We start from the raw sequence: 20,000 nt of genomic DNA, 5'->3' as shown, positions 1-20,000 counted from the left end.
GCTACAGCGAACGGTCGGCCAGCGCCGCCAGTCCACCACTGATCAGTACGGAAACAGCCTGACCTAGCAAGACGCCGGCCTGGGAGTTCTCGTCGTCGGCGGCCGCCATCCGCCGCCGGAAGTCGATCCCGGCAACGATGATGCCCAACTTGAAGTAGCCCAGGGCCATCTGGAAGTTCCAGTGCGCCAGAGGATTACCCGAGACCACCGAGTACCGGTGAGCGAGTTCTTCCGGTGCCGGCATGGTCGGGGCCGACCACGCCATCTCCTCGCCGAAGATCAGGTTCAGCGCGGGGTCGCGGTGGACGCACATCAGCGCCGCGTCGGACAGCGGGTCGCCGAGCGTCGAGAGCTCCCAATCCAGCACGGCCCGAACAACTGTCGGGTCCTGGTTGTCGAGCATGGTGTTGTCGATCCGGTAGTCACCGTGGACGATCGACGTACGGCTTTGTACCGGAATGGATTCGGCGAGTTGGGTGTGCAACCGCCGCACATCGTCGTCACGCGGGTCATCCGGCAGCCGGACGAGGTCCCACTGGGACCCCCACCGTCGCACCTGGCGCTCGAGGTAGCCGGTGGGTTTGCCGAAGTCGGACAGGCCCACCGCGTCAGGGTCGACCTCGTGCAGGTCGACCAACACCTTGATCAGGCTGTCCACACTCGCGCTGACCACATCGGGTCCCCCGAGCGCCTCGAGCTCGGCGCGGGTGCGCACCACCCGTCCGTCGACGTACTCCACCATCTGAAACGGTGCGCCCAGCACCGAGTCGTCGTCGCGCATCGTCACCGCGGGGGCGACCGGGACCGGGCTGCCGGCCAATGCCGCCACCACCCGGTACTCACGGGCCATGTCGTGCGCCGACGGTGTCAGGCCGTGTAGCGGCGGGCGGCGCAGCACCCACTTGGTGGCGTCGTCGTAGACCAGGAACGTCAGATTGGACCGGCCGCCGGAGAGGAGTTCGCCCCGCAGTTCCCCGCTGCGCGGAATCCCCACCGAGCGCAGATGGGCGTCCAGTGCCGTCAGATCGAGGCCGTCGAGTCCAGTCACACGCTATGTATAACGGATCTGCCTCAACGCTTGTTGCGGGGCAGAAGATCCCAGACGTGCTCGGTGCCGTTGACCGAAGCCACCGTGGCCTGGCCGGTGCGCGCATACAAGATCCTGGTCACCGACACATAGTCGATCGGGAACGACAGCAGCCGGGCTGTGCCGAGCAGTTCGTGCAGCACCACGTTGATCACCCCGCCGTGGCTGAACACCGCCACGGTGTCGTCGTGCTCGCAGCCGGCGACCAGATCGGACACCGCCGCCATCACCCGTGCGGTGAACTCCCCCTCGTCGACGCTGCTGGGCAGGTGACCCGCGGCCATCCGGGCCCACTCCTCGGGACGTTCGGCACGCACCTGCTCGATGGGCACGTAGTGCGACAGGCCCCGGTCGTACTCGGCCAGCCGATCGTCGATGTCGAGGCTCAGGCCGCGGCTTTGCGCCACCGGCTCGGCGGTCTGCATCGCGCGGCGCTGGGGGCTGCTGACCAGCCGGGTCAGCGGAAAGCGGGCCAGCGCGTCGGGTAGTCGACGGGCTTGCTGCCAGCCCTCTTCGGACAGTTCGGGATCAGAACCCTCACCAGCCTCGGTGCGAAACGGCAAGGCGTGCCTGACGAACAGCAACTGCATGGGTGGGGTGGTCCTTAAGGGTCTGTCGCAGAGAGCAATTCAGCATACGATGCCTCGATCGCGTCAGCGAGACGGGCGATGTCGGGCAGCGCGGTGGGGTCGGTGCACAAGCCGATGCCCATCTCACCGGCACAGGAGATCGCGGTGATCCGCAGCGCGTGGTGGGCAGCAGGCTCGGACGAGGAGAACAGGTTCTGCACCCGCCGTCCGGATACGCTCACCGGCTCGCGCGGTCCGGGAACGTTCGATATCGACAGGCTGAACTCGCGTGCGCTGCCGGCCAGCCGTTGTGCGGCCGAGCGGATGTGGCCGATCCGGCCCAGCGCGTGGAACAGGTCGTACATTTCGTCGGCGTCATCGAGGCGCTTACGGCGGCGGGTCTCGGCGCTGATGCGGTCAAGGCGGATCAGCGGATCGGGCTCGTCGATCGGTAGGTCGATGTTGAGAAACGAATCCCGGTTGCCCGCGGCGGCCGCTGACTCGTCGCGGTGGTGCAGGCTCACCGGGATCTGCGCGCGAAGCTGGCGTGCCGTAGACGTGCCGACCCACATCCGCAGCCCACCGGCGATCGTGGCGAGCAGGACGTCGTTGACCGTCGCGGGGTGGGGCCGCGCGGCGCCGATGGTCTTGAACTGTGCCAGCGGGGCGACGACGAAGGCCAGTTCGCGGGCGATGGTGATCGGCCGGTCGAAGGGGGAATGCCCGCCGGGGTGGCCCAGCTCGCGCAGGACGGCGCCGGGCAGCCGCCGCGCTTCGGCCAGCCGGGTCGGCTTGGGTGCCTCACGGAGGCCGGGCTGGGCACCCGCGGCACCGGCTTCAGCTCGGGCATCGAAGAGCAGGGCATCGAGGAAGTGCACCCCGGCGATCCCGTCGGCCATCGCGTGATGGATACGCGCGGCGATCGCCTCCCGGCCGTCGGGCAGCGGGCCGATCACGTCGAAGGTCCACAGCGGCCTGCTGCGGTCGAGGTGTTCGGACATCAGCCCGCCGACGATCCGCCACAGGTCGGCGGTGGAGACGCACTGCGGGTCGCTGCGACGGCGGATGTGCTGGCGGATGTCGAACGCCTCCGCCGGAACCCAGCGCGGGACCGCACCGGAGCTGTCCACCCGATGCGTCGCGCGCGGCTGGGAGTCGAGCCGCGCGGCCACGGCGGCCTGCAGCGTCTCGAGATCGAGGGCACCGGCGCCGGGTTCGAGAATCATCAGCTTGAGGGTGTGCCCGGTGATCGAGGCCGACTCCAGATTGAGGATGCGGCCGTCGTCCTCGGAGAGGCGGTCGGCATCGTCGGGCGGCATCTGCCACAGCGTACGGCTCGGTGCCTGGCCTGAACACCGCTCTTTTAGCAGGGCCCACGTGCAACGATGAGCTCCATGCGCGCCTTTGCCTGCCCGGTGTGCCACAACTTCGTTCTGTTCGAGCGTGATCGCTGCCCGTCGTGTGGCACCGAGGTGGGCCTGCATCTGCCGAGCCGGACGATGGTCGCCCTGACCGACGGTGCCGCGCTCATCGACGGCGTCACGTGGGTGCGCTGCACACAGGCCGAACCGCTGGGGTGTAACTGGCTGGTGCCCGACAGCGTGCCCGCCGGGCAACGGGGCCGCTGCCTGGCGGACTCGTTGATCCGCCGCGAACCCGAATCCGACGACACGATCGCATTGGAGAAGCTGGCGCCCACCACGGTGGCGCTGCGCAGGCTGGTCTACCAACTCGACGATCTCGGACTGCCCATCGAGCCCTGGTGGCGCCGAGACGGCGGCCTGGCGTTCGATCTGCTGTCCAGCTACAGCACCGGCGAGCGCATCACGATCGGGCATGCCGGCGGCGTGATCACCATCGACTTGGTGGAATCCCTTGACGCATACCGGGAATCGCTGCGAGTACGCCTGGGTGAACCGTACCGAACCATGCTCGGCCACTTCCGCCACGAGGTCGGGCATTACTACCAGAGCATTCTCGTCGAGACCGGGTCCGGCGCAGCGCATTACCTGGACCGCTGCCGCGAACTGTTCGGCGACGAGCGCGCCAGCTATACCGACGCCATCAAGCGACACTACGAGTTCGGGGCGCCTGCGGACTGGACCGACTCGTTCATCTCCGAGTACGCGACCATGCACCCGTGGGAAGACTTCGCCGAGTGCTTCGCCCACTATCTGCACATCACCGACACCATCGACACCGCCCGCGAGGGCGGCCTGGTGCTGCACAAGGACCGGGTCAGGTTCGCCTGGCCGCGTGACATCGTCCCGCTGGAGTCCTACGCCGACGCCTCGATCGACCAGCTGCTCTTCGACTGGAAGTGGATCTCACTGTTCTTCAACCGGGTGAATACCGCGATGGGCAAGAACCCGCTGTACCCGTTCGAGATCAGCGAGCCGGTGGCCACCAAGCTGGGTTTCGTGCACACCGTCGTGCGGCAGTCAGCGCTCGCGTAGTTCGGCGAGGATCTCCTCGGTGTGCTCGCCGAGTTGCGGTGCCACTGATCTGGGTGCCCACGGGGTGCCATGGAAGTCGACCGGGGTGGCGATCATCGGGACCGACGAGTCGCCGTCGGGCACGTCGACGAGCCCGCCGCCTGCGTAGAACTGTTCGTCACCGAGGATGTCCTCCATCGAGTTCACCGGCGACCAGAACAGCTCGGGCTCGGCCTCGAAGATCTCCGCCCACTCGTCGAGGGTCTTGGTGGCGAAGATTTCATCGAGGGCGGCGATGAGGGAGCGGGCGTTCTTCGCGCGGTCGCGCGCCGTGCCGAATGTGCTGTCTTCCAACCACTCCGGCCGATTGACCGCGCGGCACAGCGGCGGCCAGTGCCGGTCGGCCTCCAACCCGACGAGCCAGAACCGCCGCCCGTCTGCGGCCAGGTAGTTGTTCATACAGGGGTTGCCCATCGACTCACGCTGACCGATGGAGATCGGCGAGCCGCTCAACAGGAACGTGTTGAGGTCGAAGCTGACGGTGTAGGTGCCCTGGCGGTAGAGCGAGGTGGTGACCAGTTGCCCCGACCCCGACCGCGACCGGGCCACCAGCGCGGCATTGACCGCGGCGGCCAGCGTCATGCCGGTCAGGTGGTCGCCCATGCCGCCGCGCTGGAAGGGCGGGGTGTCACCGGGTCGGGTCAGCAGGCCGGCCACCCCGCCGCGGGCCCAGAACGCGGCGATGTCGTAGGCGGGCCGGTTGGCGTCGGGGCCGGTCTCGCCATAGCCGGTGATCAACCCGTAGACCAGTCCCGGGTTGTGCTGCGCGACCGCCGGATAGTCCAGGCCGAGGCGAAGCAGCGCGTCCGGGCGGACATTGGTGATGAAAACGTCGGCGCGGGTGATCAATTCGTGGGCTATCGCCCGATGATCCTCGGTGGTCAGGTCCAGCACGATGCTGCGCTTGGAGCGGTTGTCCATCTCGAACGGCGGGCTGCTGCCGTCGTCGATGCCCAGCATCCGGCCGAACATCCGGGCGGGGTCACCGGCCGGCGGTTCGATCTTGACCACGTCGGCGCCCCAGTCCGCGAGGATGCCCCCGGCAGCCGGTCCGGCCACCCACACCCCGAGCTCGACAACTCTGATCCCGTCCAAAGGTCCTGGCATTCCCGGAACACTACTGGCGCGACGTCTGGAGAATGCTATTCTCCAGACGGAGATCAAGGAGTGCCATGGCGAGAACCGATAGTCACGAGCACCTGGACAGCACGGCGCTGGGCCGCTGGCTGGATACCCAGGACGCACCGGGGGACGGCGAGGAGCCGGTCGTCGAGATCCTCAAAGGCGGGTCTCAGAACCTGCTCTACCGGGTCAGCCGCGGCGGCCAGCGCATGGTGTTGCGGATGCCCGGACCACGCGCCGACGACCGGCGCCTGGGTGAGCTGCTGCGTGAGATCCGCCTGGAACGTGCGCTCAAAGGCACCGACGTCCCACACGCCGAGCTCGTGGCCTGCGACGAGAGCGGAGTGGTGCTGGGCAAACCGTTCTATCTGATGAAGGAGATCGACGGGTGGAGCCCGATGGACGGTGGGTGGGAGACGCCGTTCGACACCGATCTCGACGCGCGCCGCGGCCTGGCGTTCCAGCTCATCGAGGGGGCCGCCAAGCTCGGCAGGCTCGACTGGAAAGCACAGGGACTGGAGGGCTTCGGCAAGCCCGAGGGGTTCCACGATCGCCAGGTGGATCGCTGGCTGTCGTTCCTGTCGGCCTACCAGGTCCGCGAACTGCCCGGCCTGGACGTGGCCGCCGAGTGGTTACGCGACAACCGGCCCGCCCACTTCACGCCGGGCATCATGCACGGCGACTACCAGTTCGCCAACGTCATGTACGCCCACGGGGCGCCGGCCCGGCTGGCGGCGATCGTCGACTGGGAGATGACCACGATCGGTGACCCGCTACTCGACGTGGCCTGGGCGCTGCTGGGCTACGAGGGAGAGAAGCCGAAGGAGCAGGGCTTCTATCTATCCATGGACGGGATGCCCACCCGCAGTGAACTACTGGCCCACTACGAGACGGTCAGCGGACTCTCGACCGAGAACATCCACTACTACCTGGTGCTGGCGAACTGGAAGCTCGGCATCGTGCTGGAGAAGACCTACGCGGCGGCGGTGTCCGGCGGTAAGGCCGATCCAAAGGTCGTCGAAGCGTTCAAGACGATGGTTCCCGAGTTGATCGCCACCGCGGCCAGACTGGCCCAGTCCGGTAAGGATTCCTGAAATGGGCTATGCCGACGATCTTTTCGACCTGACCGACCGCGTCGTGCTGATCACCGGCGGCAGCCGAGGCCTGGGCCGGGAGATGGCCTTCGCCGCGGCGCGCTGCGGAGCCGACGTGGTCATCGCGAGCCGCAAGTACGACACCTGTGTTGAGACTGCCGCGGAGATCGAGGCCCAAACCGGCCGTACCGCAATGCCGTACGGCGTTCACGTGGGCCGCTGGGATGAGCTCGACGGCTTGGTCGAGGCCGTCTACGACCGGTTCGGCAAGGTCGACGTCCTGGTGAACAACGCCGGCATGTCGCCGACCTACGACAAGCTCACCGACGTCAGCGAGAGACTGTTCGACGCGGTGATGAACCTCAACCTCAAGGGGCCGTTCCGGCTGTCGGCACTCGTCGGCGAGCGGATGGTCGCCGACGGTGGCGGGGCGATCATCAACGTCAGCACGCACGGCTCGCTGCGCCCGCACCCGTCGTTCATCCCCTACGCGGCGTCCAAGGCCGGCCTCAATGCGATGACCGAGGGATTGGCTCAGGCGTTCGGGCCCACGGTGCGGGTCAACACGCTGATGCCCGGACCGTTCCTCACCGACATCAGCAAGGCCTGGGGCTTGAACGATCTCGGCCCGGCGGCCCGGGCCGGTGGCGACCACAACCCCTTCGTCCGGCATGCCCTGCAACGGGCCGGGCAGCCCGACGAAATCATCGGCGCCGCATTGTTTTTGATGTCGGACGCATCCAGCTTCACCACCGGCTCCATCCTGCGCGCCGACGGCGGCATTCCCTAAAGGAGACTGACATGGCCTTCGACTTCTCGGTCGAACCCGAATTCGAAGAGAAACTCGCCTGGATTCGCGAGTTCGTCCGTGAGGAGGTCGAACCCCTCGAGGTGCTCTTCCCCAGCTGCGAGTTCCTCCCGCTGGACGAGGAGCGCCGCCGGGTCGTCGACCCGCTCAAGCAGAAGGTCCGCGACCAGGGGCTGTGGGCGCCGCACCTGGGCCCCGACCTCGGCGGCCAGGGGTTCGGGGCGGTCAAGCTGACGCTGATCAACGAGATCCTCGGCCGGGCGACGTGGTCGTCGATCGTCTTCGGCACGCAGGCACCCGACACCGGCAACGCCGAGATCCTCGCCCGCTTCGGCACCCAGGAACAGAAGGACCGCTACCTCACCGGGTTGCTGTCCGGCGAGATCTTCTCCACGTTCTCGATGACCGAGCCGCAGGGCGGTTCGGATCCGCGGGTCTTCACCACCCGGGCGGTGCGCGACGGTGACCACTGGGTGATCAACGGCCTCAAGTACTGGTCGTCGAATGCGTCGGTGGCATCGTTCTTCATCGTCGTGGCCATCACGGACGCCGACGTTCCGGTCCACAAGGGCGCATCGACGTTCCTGGTCCCCAGCGACACTCCCGGCGTCACCATCGAGGCGACGCATCATCTGGTCGGTTCACACAAGCACGATCCCGGGCACTCGCTGGTGCGATACGACAACGTGCGGGTGCCGGCCTCGGCGATGCTCGGTGAGGAAGGGCAGGGCTTCGGAGTGGCGCAGTCCCGTCTGGCCGGTGGCCGGCTGCACCATGCAATGCGGTCCATCGGGATGGCGCAGCGGGCGATCGACATGATGGCCAGGCGGGCGAAGAGTCGCTTCACCCAGGGCAGCCTGCTCGCCGACAAGCAGCTGGTCCAGGAGTTCGTTGCCGACTCGTATGTCGAGTTGACGCAGTTCCGGCTGCTGGTCCTGTACGCGGCGTGGCTGGTGGACACCCAGGGCGAGCACGCCGCGCGGGAGGCGATCGCCGCGTGCAAGATCCAGACGGCAGCGGTGCTCAAGTCGATCGGGCTGCGGGCGATCCAGGTTCACGGCGGCCTCGGCCTGACCGACCAGATGCCGCTCACCAGCGTGCTGCTCGGTGGCCTGGCGCTCGGCCTGGCCGATGGCCCCACCGAGGCGCACAAGGTGAACCTGGCCCGGATGGTGCTCAAGGGATACGAGGCCGAGGATCCGTTGTGGCCCAGCGAGTTTTTGAGCAACCGCGTCGAGCGCGCCAGGGCGAAGTACGGCCATTTGGTCGATCGCATTCCGGCGCTGCCTGTTTCGCCGTGACCAGCCGCGCCGCGGCCGCCGTGGGGCGCGCCCTCGACGAGCGCCAGCGGGAGGCCACCGAAGAGGTCGAACGCATCCTGGCCGCGGCGGTGCGGGTGATGCAGCGGGTGTCTCCGGAGGCGCCGCGCGTCAGCGACATCGTCGCCGAGGCCGGGGTGTCGAACAAGGCGTTCTACCGCTACTTCGCGGGTAAGGACGACCTGATGCTGGCGGCCATGGAACGCGGTGTGGCGCTGGTGGTCTCATATCTGGAACACCAGATGGCCAAGGAGAAACGCCCCCAGGACAAGGTGGCGCGCTGGATCCGGGGTGCGCTGGCCCAGGTGGTGGACCCCGATCTGACGGCGATGAGCCGCGCGCTCGTCATTCAGTTCCCCGGCTCCGACAAGGGCCGGCTTGCCCAGGAGGAGATCCTGGACACCCTGCGCGCACTACTGATCGAACCGATCAGCCAACTCGGCCGGCGCGATCCCGGGCGTGATGCCGATGCCGTGTTCAACTGCACGATCGGTACGATGCGCCGGTACGTGGAGGCCAGCGGTCAACCGGGCCGCGCCGACATCGACCACCTCGTCCGCTTCTGTCTCGGCGGGCTGGGCGTGACAGAAGGAGAACGCTGATGCGCGCCGTCGTCTGCCGGGAGTACGGCACGCCGGAGGATCTGGTCCTCGACGAATTGCCCGATCTGACACCGGGACCCGGCCAGGTGGTGGTGAAGGTGCGCGCCGCGGCGGTGAACTATCCCGACGTGCTGCTGATCGCCGGTAAGTATCAGATCAAGGTTCCGCCGCCGTTCAGCCCGGGCAGCGAGATGGCCGGTGACGTGTTGGCCGTCGGTGACGGTGTGGACTACAAGCCCGGTGACCGGGTGTCGGCGACGACGTTCGTCGGCGCCTTCGCCGAGCTGGCGGTGCTCGACGCCCGCGGGCTGGCTCCGATCCCCGACGGGGTGGACTACGCCGACGCGGCGGCGTTCGGCGTCACCAACCGCACCGCCTACTACACCCTGCGCACAGTGGCTCCGGTGAAACCCGGCGACTGGGTGGTCGTCCTGGGTGCAGCGGGCGGCGTCGGCTTGGCGGCCCTCGATATCGCAGTGCTGATGGGCGCCAAGGTGATCGCTGCCGCCTCAGGTCCGGAGAAGCTCGACGTGTGCAGGCAGCGCGGGGCGGCGGCATGCATCGACTACGACCGCGAGGACCTCAAGGCGCGGCTCAAGGAGATCACCGGTCCGGCTGGTGCCCAGGTGGTGCTCGATCCGGTGGGCGGTAGGTACTCCGAGCCAGCACTGCGCGGCCTGGGCCGCGGTGGCCGGTTCGTCACGCTCGGCTATGCCGCTGGCGAGATCCCCGCGATCCCGCTGAACCTGGTGATGCTCAAGGGAATCACCTTGCTGGGCATGGAGATTCGCACGTTCGCCGACGACTATCCCGACCAGATCGGGCGCGACGACGCCGAACTCGCCGCGTTGTTCGCCGAAGGCAAGCTGCGGCCCTACATCGGGGCCCGCTTCCCGCTGGACCAGGCCGCGGCCGCGCTGCGCTACGTCGCAGACCGCAAGGCGGTGGGCAAGGTCGTCATCGACGTCTCCTGAGGTGTGGCACCTACGGCGTGATGATGTTGAAACCTGGGTCGGGCCGGTCGAGCGCACCGAGCAGCGCCTGCAGCGTCTGCGGATCGCCGCTTATCTCCAGCCCCGGCGAGGTGAAATCGCCTGCGGCGGCGGCCAGTAACCGCATCTTGGTGGCCAGCGTGACGGTGGTGTCGGCGGTCGAGGGGTCGGCGTCGCTCTTGCGGTAGACCAGCACACCGTTGCGCAGTGCCAGGCGGTAGTTGGTGGCGAGGTCGGTGAACGTGATGTCGATGGCGACGTCGAGATCCCAGGCTCGGGGCCCGTTCACATTGATCGCCAGAGTGTCGAAGATCTGCTGCGGCGTCAGTTGCGCCATCATCGCCTTCGAGTTGGCGCCGACCGGAGTGCCGAAGTTGCCGTCCCGCAACTCGGTCGCCCCGGACAGGAAGAAGTTGCGCCACGTTGCGCACTCGGCGCCGTAGCCCAGCTGCTCGAGGGTGTCGGCGTACAGGTCACGTGCCCCGGCGTGGTTCTGGTCGGTGAAGATGGCGTGGTCGAGAAGTGTTGCTGCCCAGCGGAAATCGCCTGAGTCGAAGGCCGAGCGGGCGATCTCGACGACTCGGTCGACGCCGCCCATCGCTTCGACGTAACGCGGCCCGATGGCCTCCGGCGGATGCGCCCAGAGCCGGCCGGGGTTGCCGTCGAACCAGCCCATGTAGCGCTGGTAGACGGCCTTGACGTTGTGGCTGACCGAACCGTAGTAGCCGTGTGCATGCCATGCCTTGTGCAGCGCGGGCGGCATCTGGAAGGTCTCGGCGATCTCGATGCCGGTGTAACCCTGGTTGAGCTGTCGCAACGTCTGGTCATGTAGGTATGCGTACAGATCGCGTTGCAGCGACAGGAATTCCACGATGTTGTCGTGGCCCCACGTGGGCCAGTGGTGGGAGGCGAAGACGACGTCGGTGCGGTCGGCGAAGCTGTCGATGGCTTCGGTGAGATACCCCGACCAGGCGTGCGGATCGCGAACCAGTGCGCCGCGCAGCGTCAGCAGGTTGTGCAGGTTGTGGGTGGCGTTCTCGGCCATGCACAGCGCACGGAACTGCGGAAAGTAGAAATGCATCTCGGCAGGGGCCTCGGTGCCGGGTGCCATCTGGAACTCGATCTCGACGCCGTCGATGGTGTGTGTCTCACCGGTGACACTGATGTCGATGGTGGGCACGATGATGGCCACCTCACCGGTGGACGTCTGCTGCCCGAGCCCGCAACCGACCTGGCCTTGCGGGCCGCGCTCGAGCAGGGTGCCGTACATGTACGAGGCGCGCCGCGCCATCGCGGTGCCGGCGTAGACGTTCTCCTGCACGGCGTGCTCGACGAAGCCCTCCGGGGCGATCACCGCGACCTTGCCGGCGTCGACGTCGGCCTGGGTCGTCACACCGAGCACGCCGCCGAAGTGGTCGACATGGCTGTGGGTATAGATGACCGCCACCACGGGGCGATCGCCGCGGTGGGCGCGGTAGAGCGCCAGCGCCGCGGCCGCGGTCTCGGTCGAGATCAACGGGTCGATGACGATGACGCCGGTGTCACCCTCGATGAAGCTGATGTTCGACAGGTCCAGACCACGGACCTGGTAGATACCTTCGACCACCTCGTAGAGGCCCTGCTTGGCCGCCAGGATGGACTGCCGCCACAGGCTGGGATGCACCGATGTCGGCGCGTCACCGCCGAGGAAGTCGTAGACGTCGTTGTCCCACACCACCCGGCCGTCGGCGGCGGTGACCACGCACGGCTGCAGTGCGGCGAGGAAGCCGCGGTCGGCGTCGTCAAAGTCGGCGGTGTCCTCGAACGGAAGGGACTGCAGATGCTCGGCGTGGGCGGCTTCGATGGCGGCTGCGGGCGGTTTGTGCTCCATGGCTCGAATCCTTCCAGAAGACAGGGTCCCGATAGTCGACCAGATCGGCGGCGGGTAGACATGCACGATGGCCAAAGCATCGATCACTGTCGCCGGGGCAACGGCGATCGGTGTCGGCGGCATGATGGGCGCCGGCCTGTACACACTGCTCGGCCTGGCCTCCACCACAGCGGGAGTCTGGCTGCCGGTCGCCTTCCTCATCGGTGGAGTGGTGTCGGTCTTCAGCGTGTACTCCTACGCCAAGCTCGGCGCGGTCTATCCCAGCCGCGGCGGCGCCGCACAGTTCCTGATCCGCTGTTTCGGCGACGGCATCGTCGCGGGTGGGCTCAACGTCTTCCAGTTCCTCGGCTGGATCATCGCGATGGCCCTCTACGCATCGGGATTCGCCGGCTACCTGCTGGCGCTGTTGCCCTGGCATACGCCGGACTGGGCGGGCAAGGCGGTCGGGATCGGGCTCATCGCCGCCGTCGTCGCGGTGAACCTGGTGGGCAACAAGCTCGTCGCACGTTCCGAAATCGTGGTCGTCGGCGTGGAGCTCGTCATCCTCGTCGTGTTCGTCGCCTTCGCCGCGGCGAAAGCGGATCCGGCCCGTTTCAGCCACAACACCGACCACTCGTTCATCGGGGTGCTGTTCGCCGCAGGCCTGCTCTACGTCACCTACGAGGGCTTCGGAGTGGTCACCAACTCCGCCGGAGACATGCGCGACCCGGCTCGCGAACTGCCGCGTGCGATGTTCACTGCGCTGGCCATCGTGGTCGCGGTCTACGTGGTGGTGGGCTCGCTGGTGGTGATGACGATGACGCTGCCCGCGATGGATGCCAGCCAGGGACACGTCCTGTCCGAGGCGGCGCGCGGGGTGCTCGGCCGAGCCGGTTTCATCGTCATCGGGCTTGCCGCGCTGTTGGCCACGGCGTCCGGTGTGAACGCCACCATGTTCGGTGATGCCAACCTCGCCTTCACGGTGGCGAAGACCGGTGAGATGCCGAGCAGTTTCGCTCGCGGGGTGTGGCACGGCGGCACCGCCGGTTTGTTCACCGCCGCGGGGTTGACCGCTCTGTTCGTGTTGTTCTTCCCGCTGGCCGCCGTCGGCCAGATGGCCAGCCTGGCGTTCCTGATCGTGTATGGCACGGTCAGCCTGGGACATCTGCGAGTGTGGCGACAGACCGGCGCCAAACCGGCATTGCTCGTCACCGCCGTGCTGCTCAATCTGGCGTTGTTCGTCCTTCTGCTCGCTTATACGGTCCGCACCGGACCGGCCAGCACCTGGATCACGTTGCTGGGCGTGCTGGCGGTCAGCTTCGCCTTCGAATACGTCTACCGACGGCGCACCGGCCGCCGGCTTCGGGTGGAACCGAGCGCCACATAGGTCGGCCAATTGCCGCGCGTCGGCTGCCCGGGTAGCTCATGATTGCGCCGATGAACGTGCTGCCCGGCCTCACCAGAGGCAACGTCGGAACCGAGGTTCTGGCCGGTGTCACGCTGCTGGCGATCGCGTTACCGCTCAACATCGGATACGCCCAGATCGCCGGGCTGCCGCCGACCGCCGGGCTCTACGCGCTGGTGCTGCCGTCGGTGGCCTTCGCCCTGCTGGCATCCTCACGCCATCTGGTCGCCGCTCCCGACGCCGCGGCGGCCGCACTGGTGGGCTCGGCGCTGACGGGGCTGGCGCCCGCAGGCAGCGGGCAGTACGCGGCGATGGCGGCCGCGCAGGCGATCGTCGGCGGGCTGTTGTTCCTCACCTGCGCGGTGTTCCGGCTGGGGTTCCTGGCGGACTTCTTGTCCAAACCGATCCTCATCGGATTCGTCGGCGGGTTGGCCACCGACATCCTGCTCAGCCAGATCGCCAAGATCATGGGGATCAAGGTGCCGAGCGGGGCGGAGTTCTTCGAACGCCTGGTGCAACTGGTCACCAAGCTCGGCACCGTGCACTGGTGGTCGCTGGCGCTGGGGACCGCTGCCGTCGCGGTGCTGGTGCCGGCCCGGCGGCGCTGGCCTGCGGTGCCGTGGGCGCTGATCGTGCTGGTGCTTGCCACTGTCGCCTCGACGCTGCTGCATCTGCCCGCCAAGGGCGTGTCGGTACTGGGCTCGGTGCCGTCCGGCCCACCGGTGCTCGCAGTTCCGCATCTGTCGTTCTCGCAATGGATCTCGGTGATTCTGCCCGCGATCGCGATCACCACCGTGACGGTCGGTGAGGGGCTGCTGCTGGCCCGTTCCTATGCCGACAAGTACGGCTATCGCACGTCGCCGGACCGCGACCTACTGGCCTTCGGTGCGGCCAACGTCGCCTCCGGATTGTCCTCAGGTTTCACCGTCGGATCGTCGACGTCGCGGGCTGCGGCCATGGATCAGGCCGGATCCCGCACGCAACTTCCGCTGCTGGTGATGGCCGGCGGAGCGTTGGCAATGTTGCTGTTCGGCGCCGGGCTCCTCGCCGACATTCCGTCGCCCGCAATCGGCGCTATTGTCGGGGTGTCGGTGGCCAAGCTGATCGGAATCCGCGAGTTCCGCCACCTGTGGGAGCTGTCGCAGTTCGAATTCCTCATCGGCGCAACATGTTTCCTTGGTGTGCTGCTCATCGGGCCGCTGGCAGGTATCGTCCTGGCCTTCCTCCTGTCGTTGATCAACTTGCTGCGCAAGGCTGCTCGCCCCGCCGTCGACGTGCTGCAGGGCTCCGATGATCCGCACGTGTCGCTCACCGTCGGCCACGACGACATCGGCGAAACCGTGCCGGGCTTGGTCGCGATGCGCTTCGCCGCGCCGATCTTCTTCGGTAACGCCCAGACTCTGAGTGCGGCGATCCGCCGCGCGGTCAAGGCCGCACCCCATCCGGTGAAGGCGTTCATCCTCGACATGGAGGGGGTGACCGACGTCGACGTCACCGGCGCGGAGGCGTTGGCCAAGGAACTGCAGTGGCTGCAGGGCCGATCGATCACCTTCGCCTACTCGCGGGTGCGTCCCGAACTGGCCGCCAATCTCGACCGCATGCATCTGCTGGACGGGCATCAGGTGTTCGACACCAACCGCGCCGCGGTGGCTGCGCTGCGACCGTAAGTCAGGCAGTCAGGTCGTAGACCTCGGTGCCGCCGATGTCTTGGGCGGTGTAATGCTCTTGCACCCACTGCGTGATCGCCGCACCAGTGCCCGAATGTTGCCCCGGTCCGCCGTGCCCGCCGGACCCGTCGACGATGAAGTACTGGACTTGCCCGGCACTGACGTAGGACTGGAACTGCTCGAGTGTGGGTGAGTTGTCCCCGCCGCTGAAGCCTCCGATCGACATCACCGAGGCACCGGTGGCCAGCTCGAGGCTGCCTGCGGTGTGCGAACCCACTGTCGCTGCAGCCCAACGCTTTTCGGACTTCTCCACCAGGGACTTCAGTTCGGAGTTGGCCGAGGGCGCAACGCCACCCCCTTGGCCACCGGGCCCACCTGGTCCACCCGGGCCGAAGGAGGTGCCTGCGCGGCTGGGACCCGAGACGGGGATGCCACCGCCGTGATTGTTCAGCACGGTCTCCACGGTGTAGGCGGAGGTGCCCGCGAGGCCGGCGAGCAGCCCCGCCGCGGCGAGGACGACAGCCCAGCGGCCGAGTCGGTTCGCACCGGCGGCCAGCACCGCGGCCACCGCGATGGCGCCCGCCAGGACCACCCATCGCAGCCAGGGCAGCCAGTCCGGCGTGCGGTCGAGCAGGACGAAGTTCCACATCCCGGTCGCTGCGACCATCACGGCCAGAGTCCAACGGGGGACGGCGAATTGCCTACCGCACCAGAGCTCTCGGACGCTGATACCGATCACCGCGGCCACCGCGGGGGCAAGTGCGATCGTGTAATAGGGATGCATGATCCCCTTCATGAAGCTGAACACCAGCGCGGTGACCACCAGCCACCCACCCCACAGCAGCAGCGCAGCTCGGGTGTGATCGGTGCGTGGTGCGCGGCGCGTGAACCACAGCCCGGCCAGAAGGCCGATCAGGGCAGCGGGCAGCAGCCAGGAGATCTCGGTTCCCATGGACTCGCCGAACATCCGGCCGATCCCGGTCGAGCCGCCGAACATCGCCGAACCACCCATCGGGCCGGGACCCTCCGACGGACCGCCCCCCGAGCCGCCCGGGTTACCGTCACCGCCGAACACCCGGCCCAGACCGTTGTAGCCGAGCGCCAGCTGCAGCAGGCTGTTGTCGGTCGACCCGCCGATGTAGGGCCGAGAGTCTTTGGGCCACAAGCTCACCAGCGCCAGATACCAGCCGGCCGAGACGATCATCGCGACCAGTCCGACCAGCAGCACCCGCAGTCGGTGCCACACACTTCCGGGCAGTGCGACGAGCACCACGAGAGCCAGCGCCGGTGTGATCAGCAGTGCCTGCAGTAGCTTGGTGAGGAACGCGAAACCGACGGCGACACCAGCCAGCGCCACCCACCTGCCGGGGTTGCCCTCCAGGCTGCGGATGAGGCAGTAACCGGCGGCCACCAGCAGCAGCACTAGCAGCGCGTCGGGATTGTTGTAACGGAACATCAACGCGGCCACCGGAGTCAGCGCCAGCACTGCACCGGCGAGGAGCCCCGCCCCGTAACCGCTGACCCGGCGCACCGCGCCATAGACCAGGGCCACCGATCCCACGCCCATCAGCGCCTGGGGCACCAGCATCGACAGCGTGCCGAACCCGAAGATCCGGCCGGACAGTGCCATCACCGACAGCGCGGCGGGCGGCTTGTCGACGGTGATCGCATTGCCGGCGTCGATCGAGCCGAACAGCAGTGCTTTCCAGCTCTGCGTACCGGCCTGAACTGCGGCGGCGTAGTACTCGTTGGCCCAGCCGGCGGCGCTCAGACCCCACAGGTACAGCACGGCGGTCACGCCCAGCAGCGACCACAACGCGGGACGCGCCCACCGTGGCCGGGCCGGTGATGTCGGCTCGGCATCCGGCGACACAGTCATCTCGTCGAGGACGATCATCGCAGGTCTCCCTTGGCCACACCGGTGCGACGCGGGTGAAACACCCAGCCGCGCAACAGAACAAATCGAACCACAGTCGCAACCAGGTTGGCCGCGACCAGCACCGCGAGCTCGAGCGCCCGCGGGGGTTCGCTCAGACTGTGCAGCACGGCCAGCGCGCCGCTGGTCAACGCCAGGCCGATACCGAACACCAGGAGACCCTCGAACTGGTGGCGACCGACGCCGGCGCGTCCGCGCACCCCGAACGTGAAGCGACGGTTGGCGGCCGTGTTCGCCACCGCGGTCACCAGCAGCGCGACGAGGTTGGCACCCTGCGCACCGATCGGGCGCAGCGCGACGAACAGCGCAAGATAGGCCACGGTCGACAAGATTCCGATCGCGGCGAAACGCACACTCTGGTTCAGCAGCGACCGCTTTTCACCCGCGCAGTTGCCGAACTGCGCCGCGATGGCGTGCACCGGGATCTCCCCGGTGCCGAATGCTTTGACCAAGCGAGCGATTCCCCTCAGGTCGGCGATGGCGGTGGCGACGATGTCGACACGGCTGTCGGGGTCGTCGATCCAGTCGACGGGAACTTCGTGGATGCGGAAACCACTGCGTTCGGCGAGCACCAGCAGTTCGGTGTCGAAGAACCAGCCGGTGTCCTCGACATGCGGCAGAAGCTCCGCCGCGACGTCGGCGCGGATCGCCTTGAAGCCGCACTGGGCATCGGAGAACTTCGCCGACAGAGTTGAGCGCAGGATGAAGTTGTAGCAGCGCGAGATGATCTCCCGCTTGGCACCGCGAACCACCCGGGAGCCGCGACTGAGCCGGGTGCCGATCGCGAGGTCGGAGTGTCCGGACACCAGCGGCGCCACCAACGGCGCAACGGCCGCGAGATCGGTGGACAGATCGACGTCCATATAGGCCAGCACCGGGGCATCCGAGGACGACCACACCGCGTGTAACGCCCGGCCGCGACCTTTCTGCTCCAGACGCACACACCGCACCTGCGGCAGTTCGGCGGCCAACCCGGTGGCGATACTCCAGGTGTCGTCGGTGCTCGCGTTGTCGGCGATCGTGATCCGGAAGGTGAACGGAAGGTCTTCGCGCAGATAGCGGTGCAGCCGGTGGATCGAGTCGGCCAGGACGACCTGCTCGTTGTACACCGGGACGACGACATCGAGTACCGGGGCGCCGTTGTCCGCGGCGATCAGTGCCGCGTTGCGCCGCCGCATCTCGGGAAGATCGGTGATGGTCATGACTCCATCATCGAGGACCGCATTGGGCCGGACGTTGGTCCACGCTATGACCCTGCTGTGAGCGTTTGCGTGAGGTCGTAGACGTTGACGCCCTCGATATTTCGCGAGACGAACCTCTCACTCACCCAGTCTCGGATGCGCTCGGCGGCGTCACTGCCCGACCGGGTGCCGGGAAACGGGCCGGGCCAGGACTTGTCGATGAACCAGTGGATCCGGTTCGTTCGGACGTAGTCCTGGAACTGTTGCAGCGTCGGCGCCGGGTCGGTGCCGTTGAATCCGCCGACAGCCATCACCGGCACACCGGCACCCAGCTGGTACCCGGCGGCATTGCTCGATCCGACAACGGCTGCGGCCCAGGTGTATTGGACCGCGTCAGACCGCAGCGCCGCAACAAGACCGGGGCCGGGCTCAGGGGCGCCGAACAACCCCGGCATGCTCCCGGCCCGGCCGTCGGAGGGCCCGACCGACGGGATGGCGCCAGTTCGCGGGGAAGCGGCCGTCGCCACCGACACCGCGGCCGGCCCGGCCAGGGCCACGACGACAGCCAGGATCGCCACGGCGCGTTCGACCGCTCTCGGCAGGCGTGCGACCACCGTCAGCAGGGCCGTCGCCGCGATGCCGCCCGTGAGTATGCCCATCCGCAGCCAGGGCAGCCAGTGTGAATAGTTCTGCAGCAGAACGTAACTGAGTGCCACGGTGATGCCGGACATCCCCGCCAGCGCGACAGCCGCCCGTAGGTCGGCCCGCCGCTGCCACAGTAGTCGGCCGCCGATCGACACCACCGCCGCGACAGCGGGTGCCAGCGCGACGGTGTAGTAGGGGTGCAGGATGCCGTTGGCGAAGCTGAACACCATCGCGGTGACGACCAGCCAGCCACCCCACATCAGCAGCGCAGCGCGGGTCCGGTCGGTTCTCGGCCCGCGTCTGGTGATCCACAGGCCGGCAACCAGTGCCACCACGGCGGCGGGCAACAACCAGGCGATGTGGGGGCCCATCTCGGCGCCGAAGAGTCGCGCCCAGCCCACGTCGAAGTTCAGGTTGCCCAAACCACCGGTCTCATTACCGGTCAGCCGCCCGAAGCCGTTGTACCCCAGCGCCAGTTCGACGACGGAGTTGTGTTGAGAGCCGCCGATGTAGGGCCGCGCCGTCACGGGCCACACCGTGACCAGCACCAGGTACCAACCGCTGGTGACGACCACCGCCACGGCGGCGGCCACCACCCGCCACACCCGCGTGCGCAGCGGCAGATCGGCGGCGATCACGAAGACCACCGCCAGCGCGGGAAGGACAAGGAAGGCCTGCAGCATCTTGGCCAGGAACCCGATGCCGACGGCGGCCCCGGCGAGCGGCAGCCACCACGCGGCAGCGTCGCGGTCCAGCGCGCGTTGCGTGGCGTAGGCGGCGACCACCAGTGCCAGCACCAGCAGCGCATCCGGATTGTTGAATCGGAACATCAGGGCAGCCGCCGGGGTGGCGGCCAGGATCGCACCGGCAAGCAGGCCGGCCCGCGGCCCCGCGACTCTGCGCACTGCGGCGTAGAGCACCGCGACAGCAGCGACACCGCACACCGCCTGCGGCACCAGGATGCTCCACGAACTCAGGCCGAACAACCGGACGGAAAGCCCCGTCACCCACAGCGCTGCCGGCGTCTTGTCGACGGTGATGGCATTGGCGGGGTCACTCGACCCGAACAGCCACGCCGTCCAGTTCATCGAACCCGCCTGGGCGGCAGCCGAATAGAAGGCATTCGCCCATCCGCTGGCGCCGAGGTTCCACAGATACAGCGCGGCGGTCACACCGAGCAGGGCGGCCAGCGCGGCACGGTTGCGGGCAGCGGTGGTCACCATGCCATG

16 protein-coding genes are annotated in these 20,000 nt (G+C 67.8%); 8 read left to right on the top strand and 8 right to left on the bottom strand.

Features of this window, described 5'->3' with window-relative positions; translation table 11 throughout:
* Window position 1: 1 nt before the first annotated feature.
* From HBE64_RS00750 to HBE64_RS00740, 3 genes are read right to left on the bottom strand one after another with little or no spacing between them, the layout of a single operon-like run.
* Window positions 2-1,048 carry a phosphotransferase family protein gene (locus HBE64_RS00750; protein ID WP_167096847.1) on the bottom strand — a complete coding sequence of 349 codons (1,047 nt, stop codon included), beginning with the start codon at window positions 1,046-1,048 and terminating at the stop codon, window positions 2-4.
* A gap of 23 nt (window positions 1,049-1,071) precedes the next feature.
* Window positions 1,072-1,677, bottom strand: a complete 606-nt coding sequence (locus tag HBE64_RS00745; protein WP_167096845.1) for a histidine phosphatase family protein — start codon at window positions 1,675-1,677, stop codon at window positions 1,072-1,074.
* Between the two features lie 14 nt (window positions 1,678-1,691).
* Window positions 1,692-2,975 (bottom strand): wax ester/triacylglycerol synthase domain-containing protein, encoded by a 1,284-nt coding sequence (locus HBE64_RS00740; RefSeq protein WP_167096843.1) that lies wholly within the window; start codon window positions 2,973-2,975, stop codon window positions 1,692-1,694.
* Window positions 2,976-3,050: 75 nt separating this feature from the next.
* Between HBE64_RS00740 and HBE64_RS00735 the strand changes: the two genes are divergently transcribed.
* Window positions 3,051-4,112, top strand: coding sequence for a putative zinc-binding metallopeptidase (locus HBE64_RS00735; protein WP_167108420.1), 1,062 nt, complete (start codon window positions 3,051-3,053; stop codon window positions 4,110-4,112).
* Here HBE64_RS00735 and HBE64_RS00730 read toward each other — a convergent pair.
* A complete protein-coding gene (locus HBE64_RS00730; RefSeq protein ID WP_167096841.1) occupies window positions 4,098-5,258 on the bottom strand; it encodes a CaiB/BaiF CoA-transferase family protein in 1,161 nt (386 codons plus the stop codon). The genes HBE64_RS00735 and HBE64_RS00730 overlap by 15 nt on opposite strands.
* Before the next feature lie 65 nt (window positions 5,259-5,323).
* Between HBE64_RS00730 and HBE64_RS00725 the strand changes: the two genes are divergently transcribed.
* From HBE64_RS00725 to HBE64_RS00705, 5 genes are read left to right on the top strand one after another with little or no spacing between them, the layout of a single operon-like run.
* Window positions 5,324-6,367: a phosphotransferase family protein gene (locus HBE64_RS00725; protein WP_167096839.1), complete on the top strand. Its 1,044-nt coding sequence runs from the start codon at window positions 5,324-5,326 to the stop codon at window positions 6,365-6,367.
* Between the two features lies 1 nt (window position 6,368).
* Window positions 6,369-7,157, top strand: coding sequence for an SDR family NAD(P)-dependent oxidoreductase (locus tag HBE64_RS00720; RefSeq protein ID WP_167096837.1), 789 nt, complete (start codon window positions 6,369-6,371; stop codon window positions 7,155-7,157).
* A gap of 11 nt (window positions 7,158-7,168) precedes the next feature.
* A complete protein-coding gene (locus tag HBE64_RS00715) occupies window positions 7,169-8,476 on the top strand; it encodes an acyl-CoA dehydrogenase family protein (RefSeq protein WP_167096835.1) in 1,308 nt (435 codons plus the stop codon).
* Window positions 8,473-9,096 (top strand): TetR/AcrR family transcriptional regulator, encoded by a 624-nt coding sequence (locus tag HBE64_RS00710; RefSeq protein WP_167096833.1) that lies wholly within the window; start codon window positions 8,473-8,475, stop codon window positions 9,094-9,096. The genes HBE64_RS00715 and HBE64_RS00710 overlap by 4 nt, the downstream gene beginning before the upstream one ends.
* Window positions 9,096-10,070: an NADPH:quinone oxidoreductase family protein gene (locus tag HBE64_RS00705; protein WP_167096831.1), complete on the top strand. Its 975-nt coding sequence runs from the start codon at window positions 9,096-9,098 to the stop codon at window positions 10,068-10,070. The genes HBE64_RS00710 and HBE64_RS00705 overlap by 1 nt, the downstream gene beginning before the upstream one ends.
* A 10-nt stretch (window positions 10,071-10,080) precedes the next feature.
* Here HBE64_RS00705 and HBE64_RS00700 read toward each other — a convergent pair whose 3' ends face one another.
* Window positions 10,081-11,958: an alkyl/aryl-sulfatase gene (locus HBE64_RS00700; protein ID WP_167096829.1), complete on the bottom strand. Its 1,878-nt coding sequence runs from the start codon at window positions 11,956-11,958 to the stop codon at window positions 10,081-10,083.
* Between the two features lie 67 nt (window positions 11,959-12,025).
* Here HBE64_RS00700 and HBE64_RS00695 point away from each other — a divergent pair, with 67 nt between their 5' ends.
* Window positions 12,026-13,324 carry an APC family permease gene (locus HBE64_RS00695; protein ID WP_167096827.1) on the top strand — a complete coding sequence of 433 codons (1,299 nt, stop codon included), beginning with the start codon at window positions 12,026-12,028 and terminating at the stop codon, window positions 13,322-13,324.
* Window positions 13,325-13,374: 50 nt separating this feature from the next.
* Window positions 13,375-15,009, top strand: coding sequence for a SulP family inorganic anion transporter (locus HBE64_RS00690; RefSeq protein WP_167096825.1), 1,635 nt, complete (start codon window positions 13,375-13,377; stop codon window positions 15,007-15,009).
* Window position 15,010: 1 nt separating this feature from the next.
* Here HBE64_RS00690 and HBE64_RS00685 read toward each other — a convergent pair whose 3' ends face one another.
* The 3 genes from HBE64_RS00685 to HBE64_RS00675 are packed head-to-tail and all read right to left on the bottom strand — an operon-like array spanning window position 15,011 to window position 19,994.
* A complete protein-coding gene (locus HBE64_RS00685) occupies window positions 15,011-16,906 on the bottom strand; it encodes a glycosyltransferase family 39 protein (RefSeq protein ID WP_167096823.1) in 1,896 nt (631 codons plus the stop codon).
* Entirely contained in the window at window positions 16,903-18,147 is a 1,245-nt protein-coding gene (locus HBE64_RS00680; protein WP_167096821.1) for a bifunctional glycosyltransferase family 2/GtrA family protein, read from the bottom strand. The genes HBE64_RS00685 and HBE64_RS00680 overlap by 4 nt, the downstream gene beginning before the upstream one ends.
* 44 nt (window positions 18,148-18,191) lie before the next feature.
* Window positions 18,192-19,994: a glycosyltransferase family 39 protein gene (locus HBE64_RS00675; protein ID WP_167096819.1), complete on the bottom strand. Its 1,803-nt coding sequence runs from the start codon at window positions 19,992-19,994 to the stop codon at window positions 18,192-18,194.
* Window positions 19,995-20,000: the final 6 nt, after the last annotated feature.

It is taken from the genome of Mycobacterium sp. DL592 (genome assembly GCF_011694515.1).
Classification (GTDB): domain Bacteria; phylum Actinomycetota; class Actinomycetes; order Mycobacteriales; family Mycobacteriaceae; genus Mycobacterium.
Note: the sequence above shows the minus strand (reverse complement) of the source record. Positions and strands in the feature narration are given on the sequence as shown.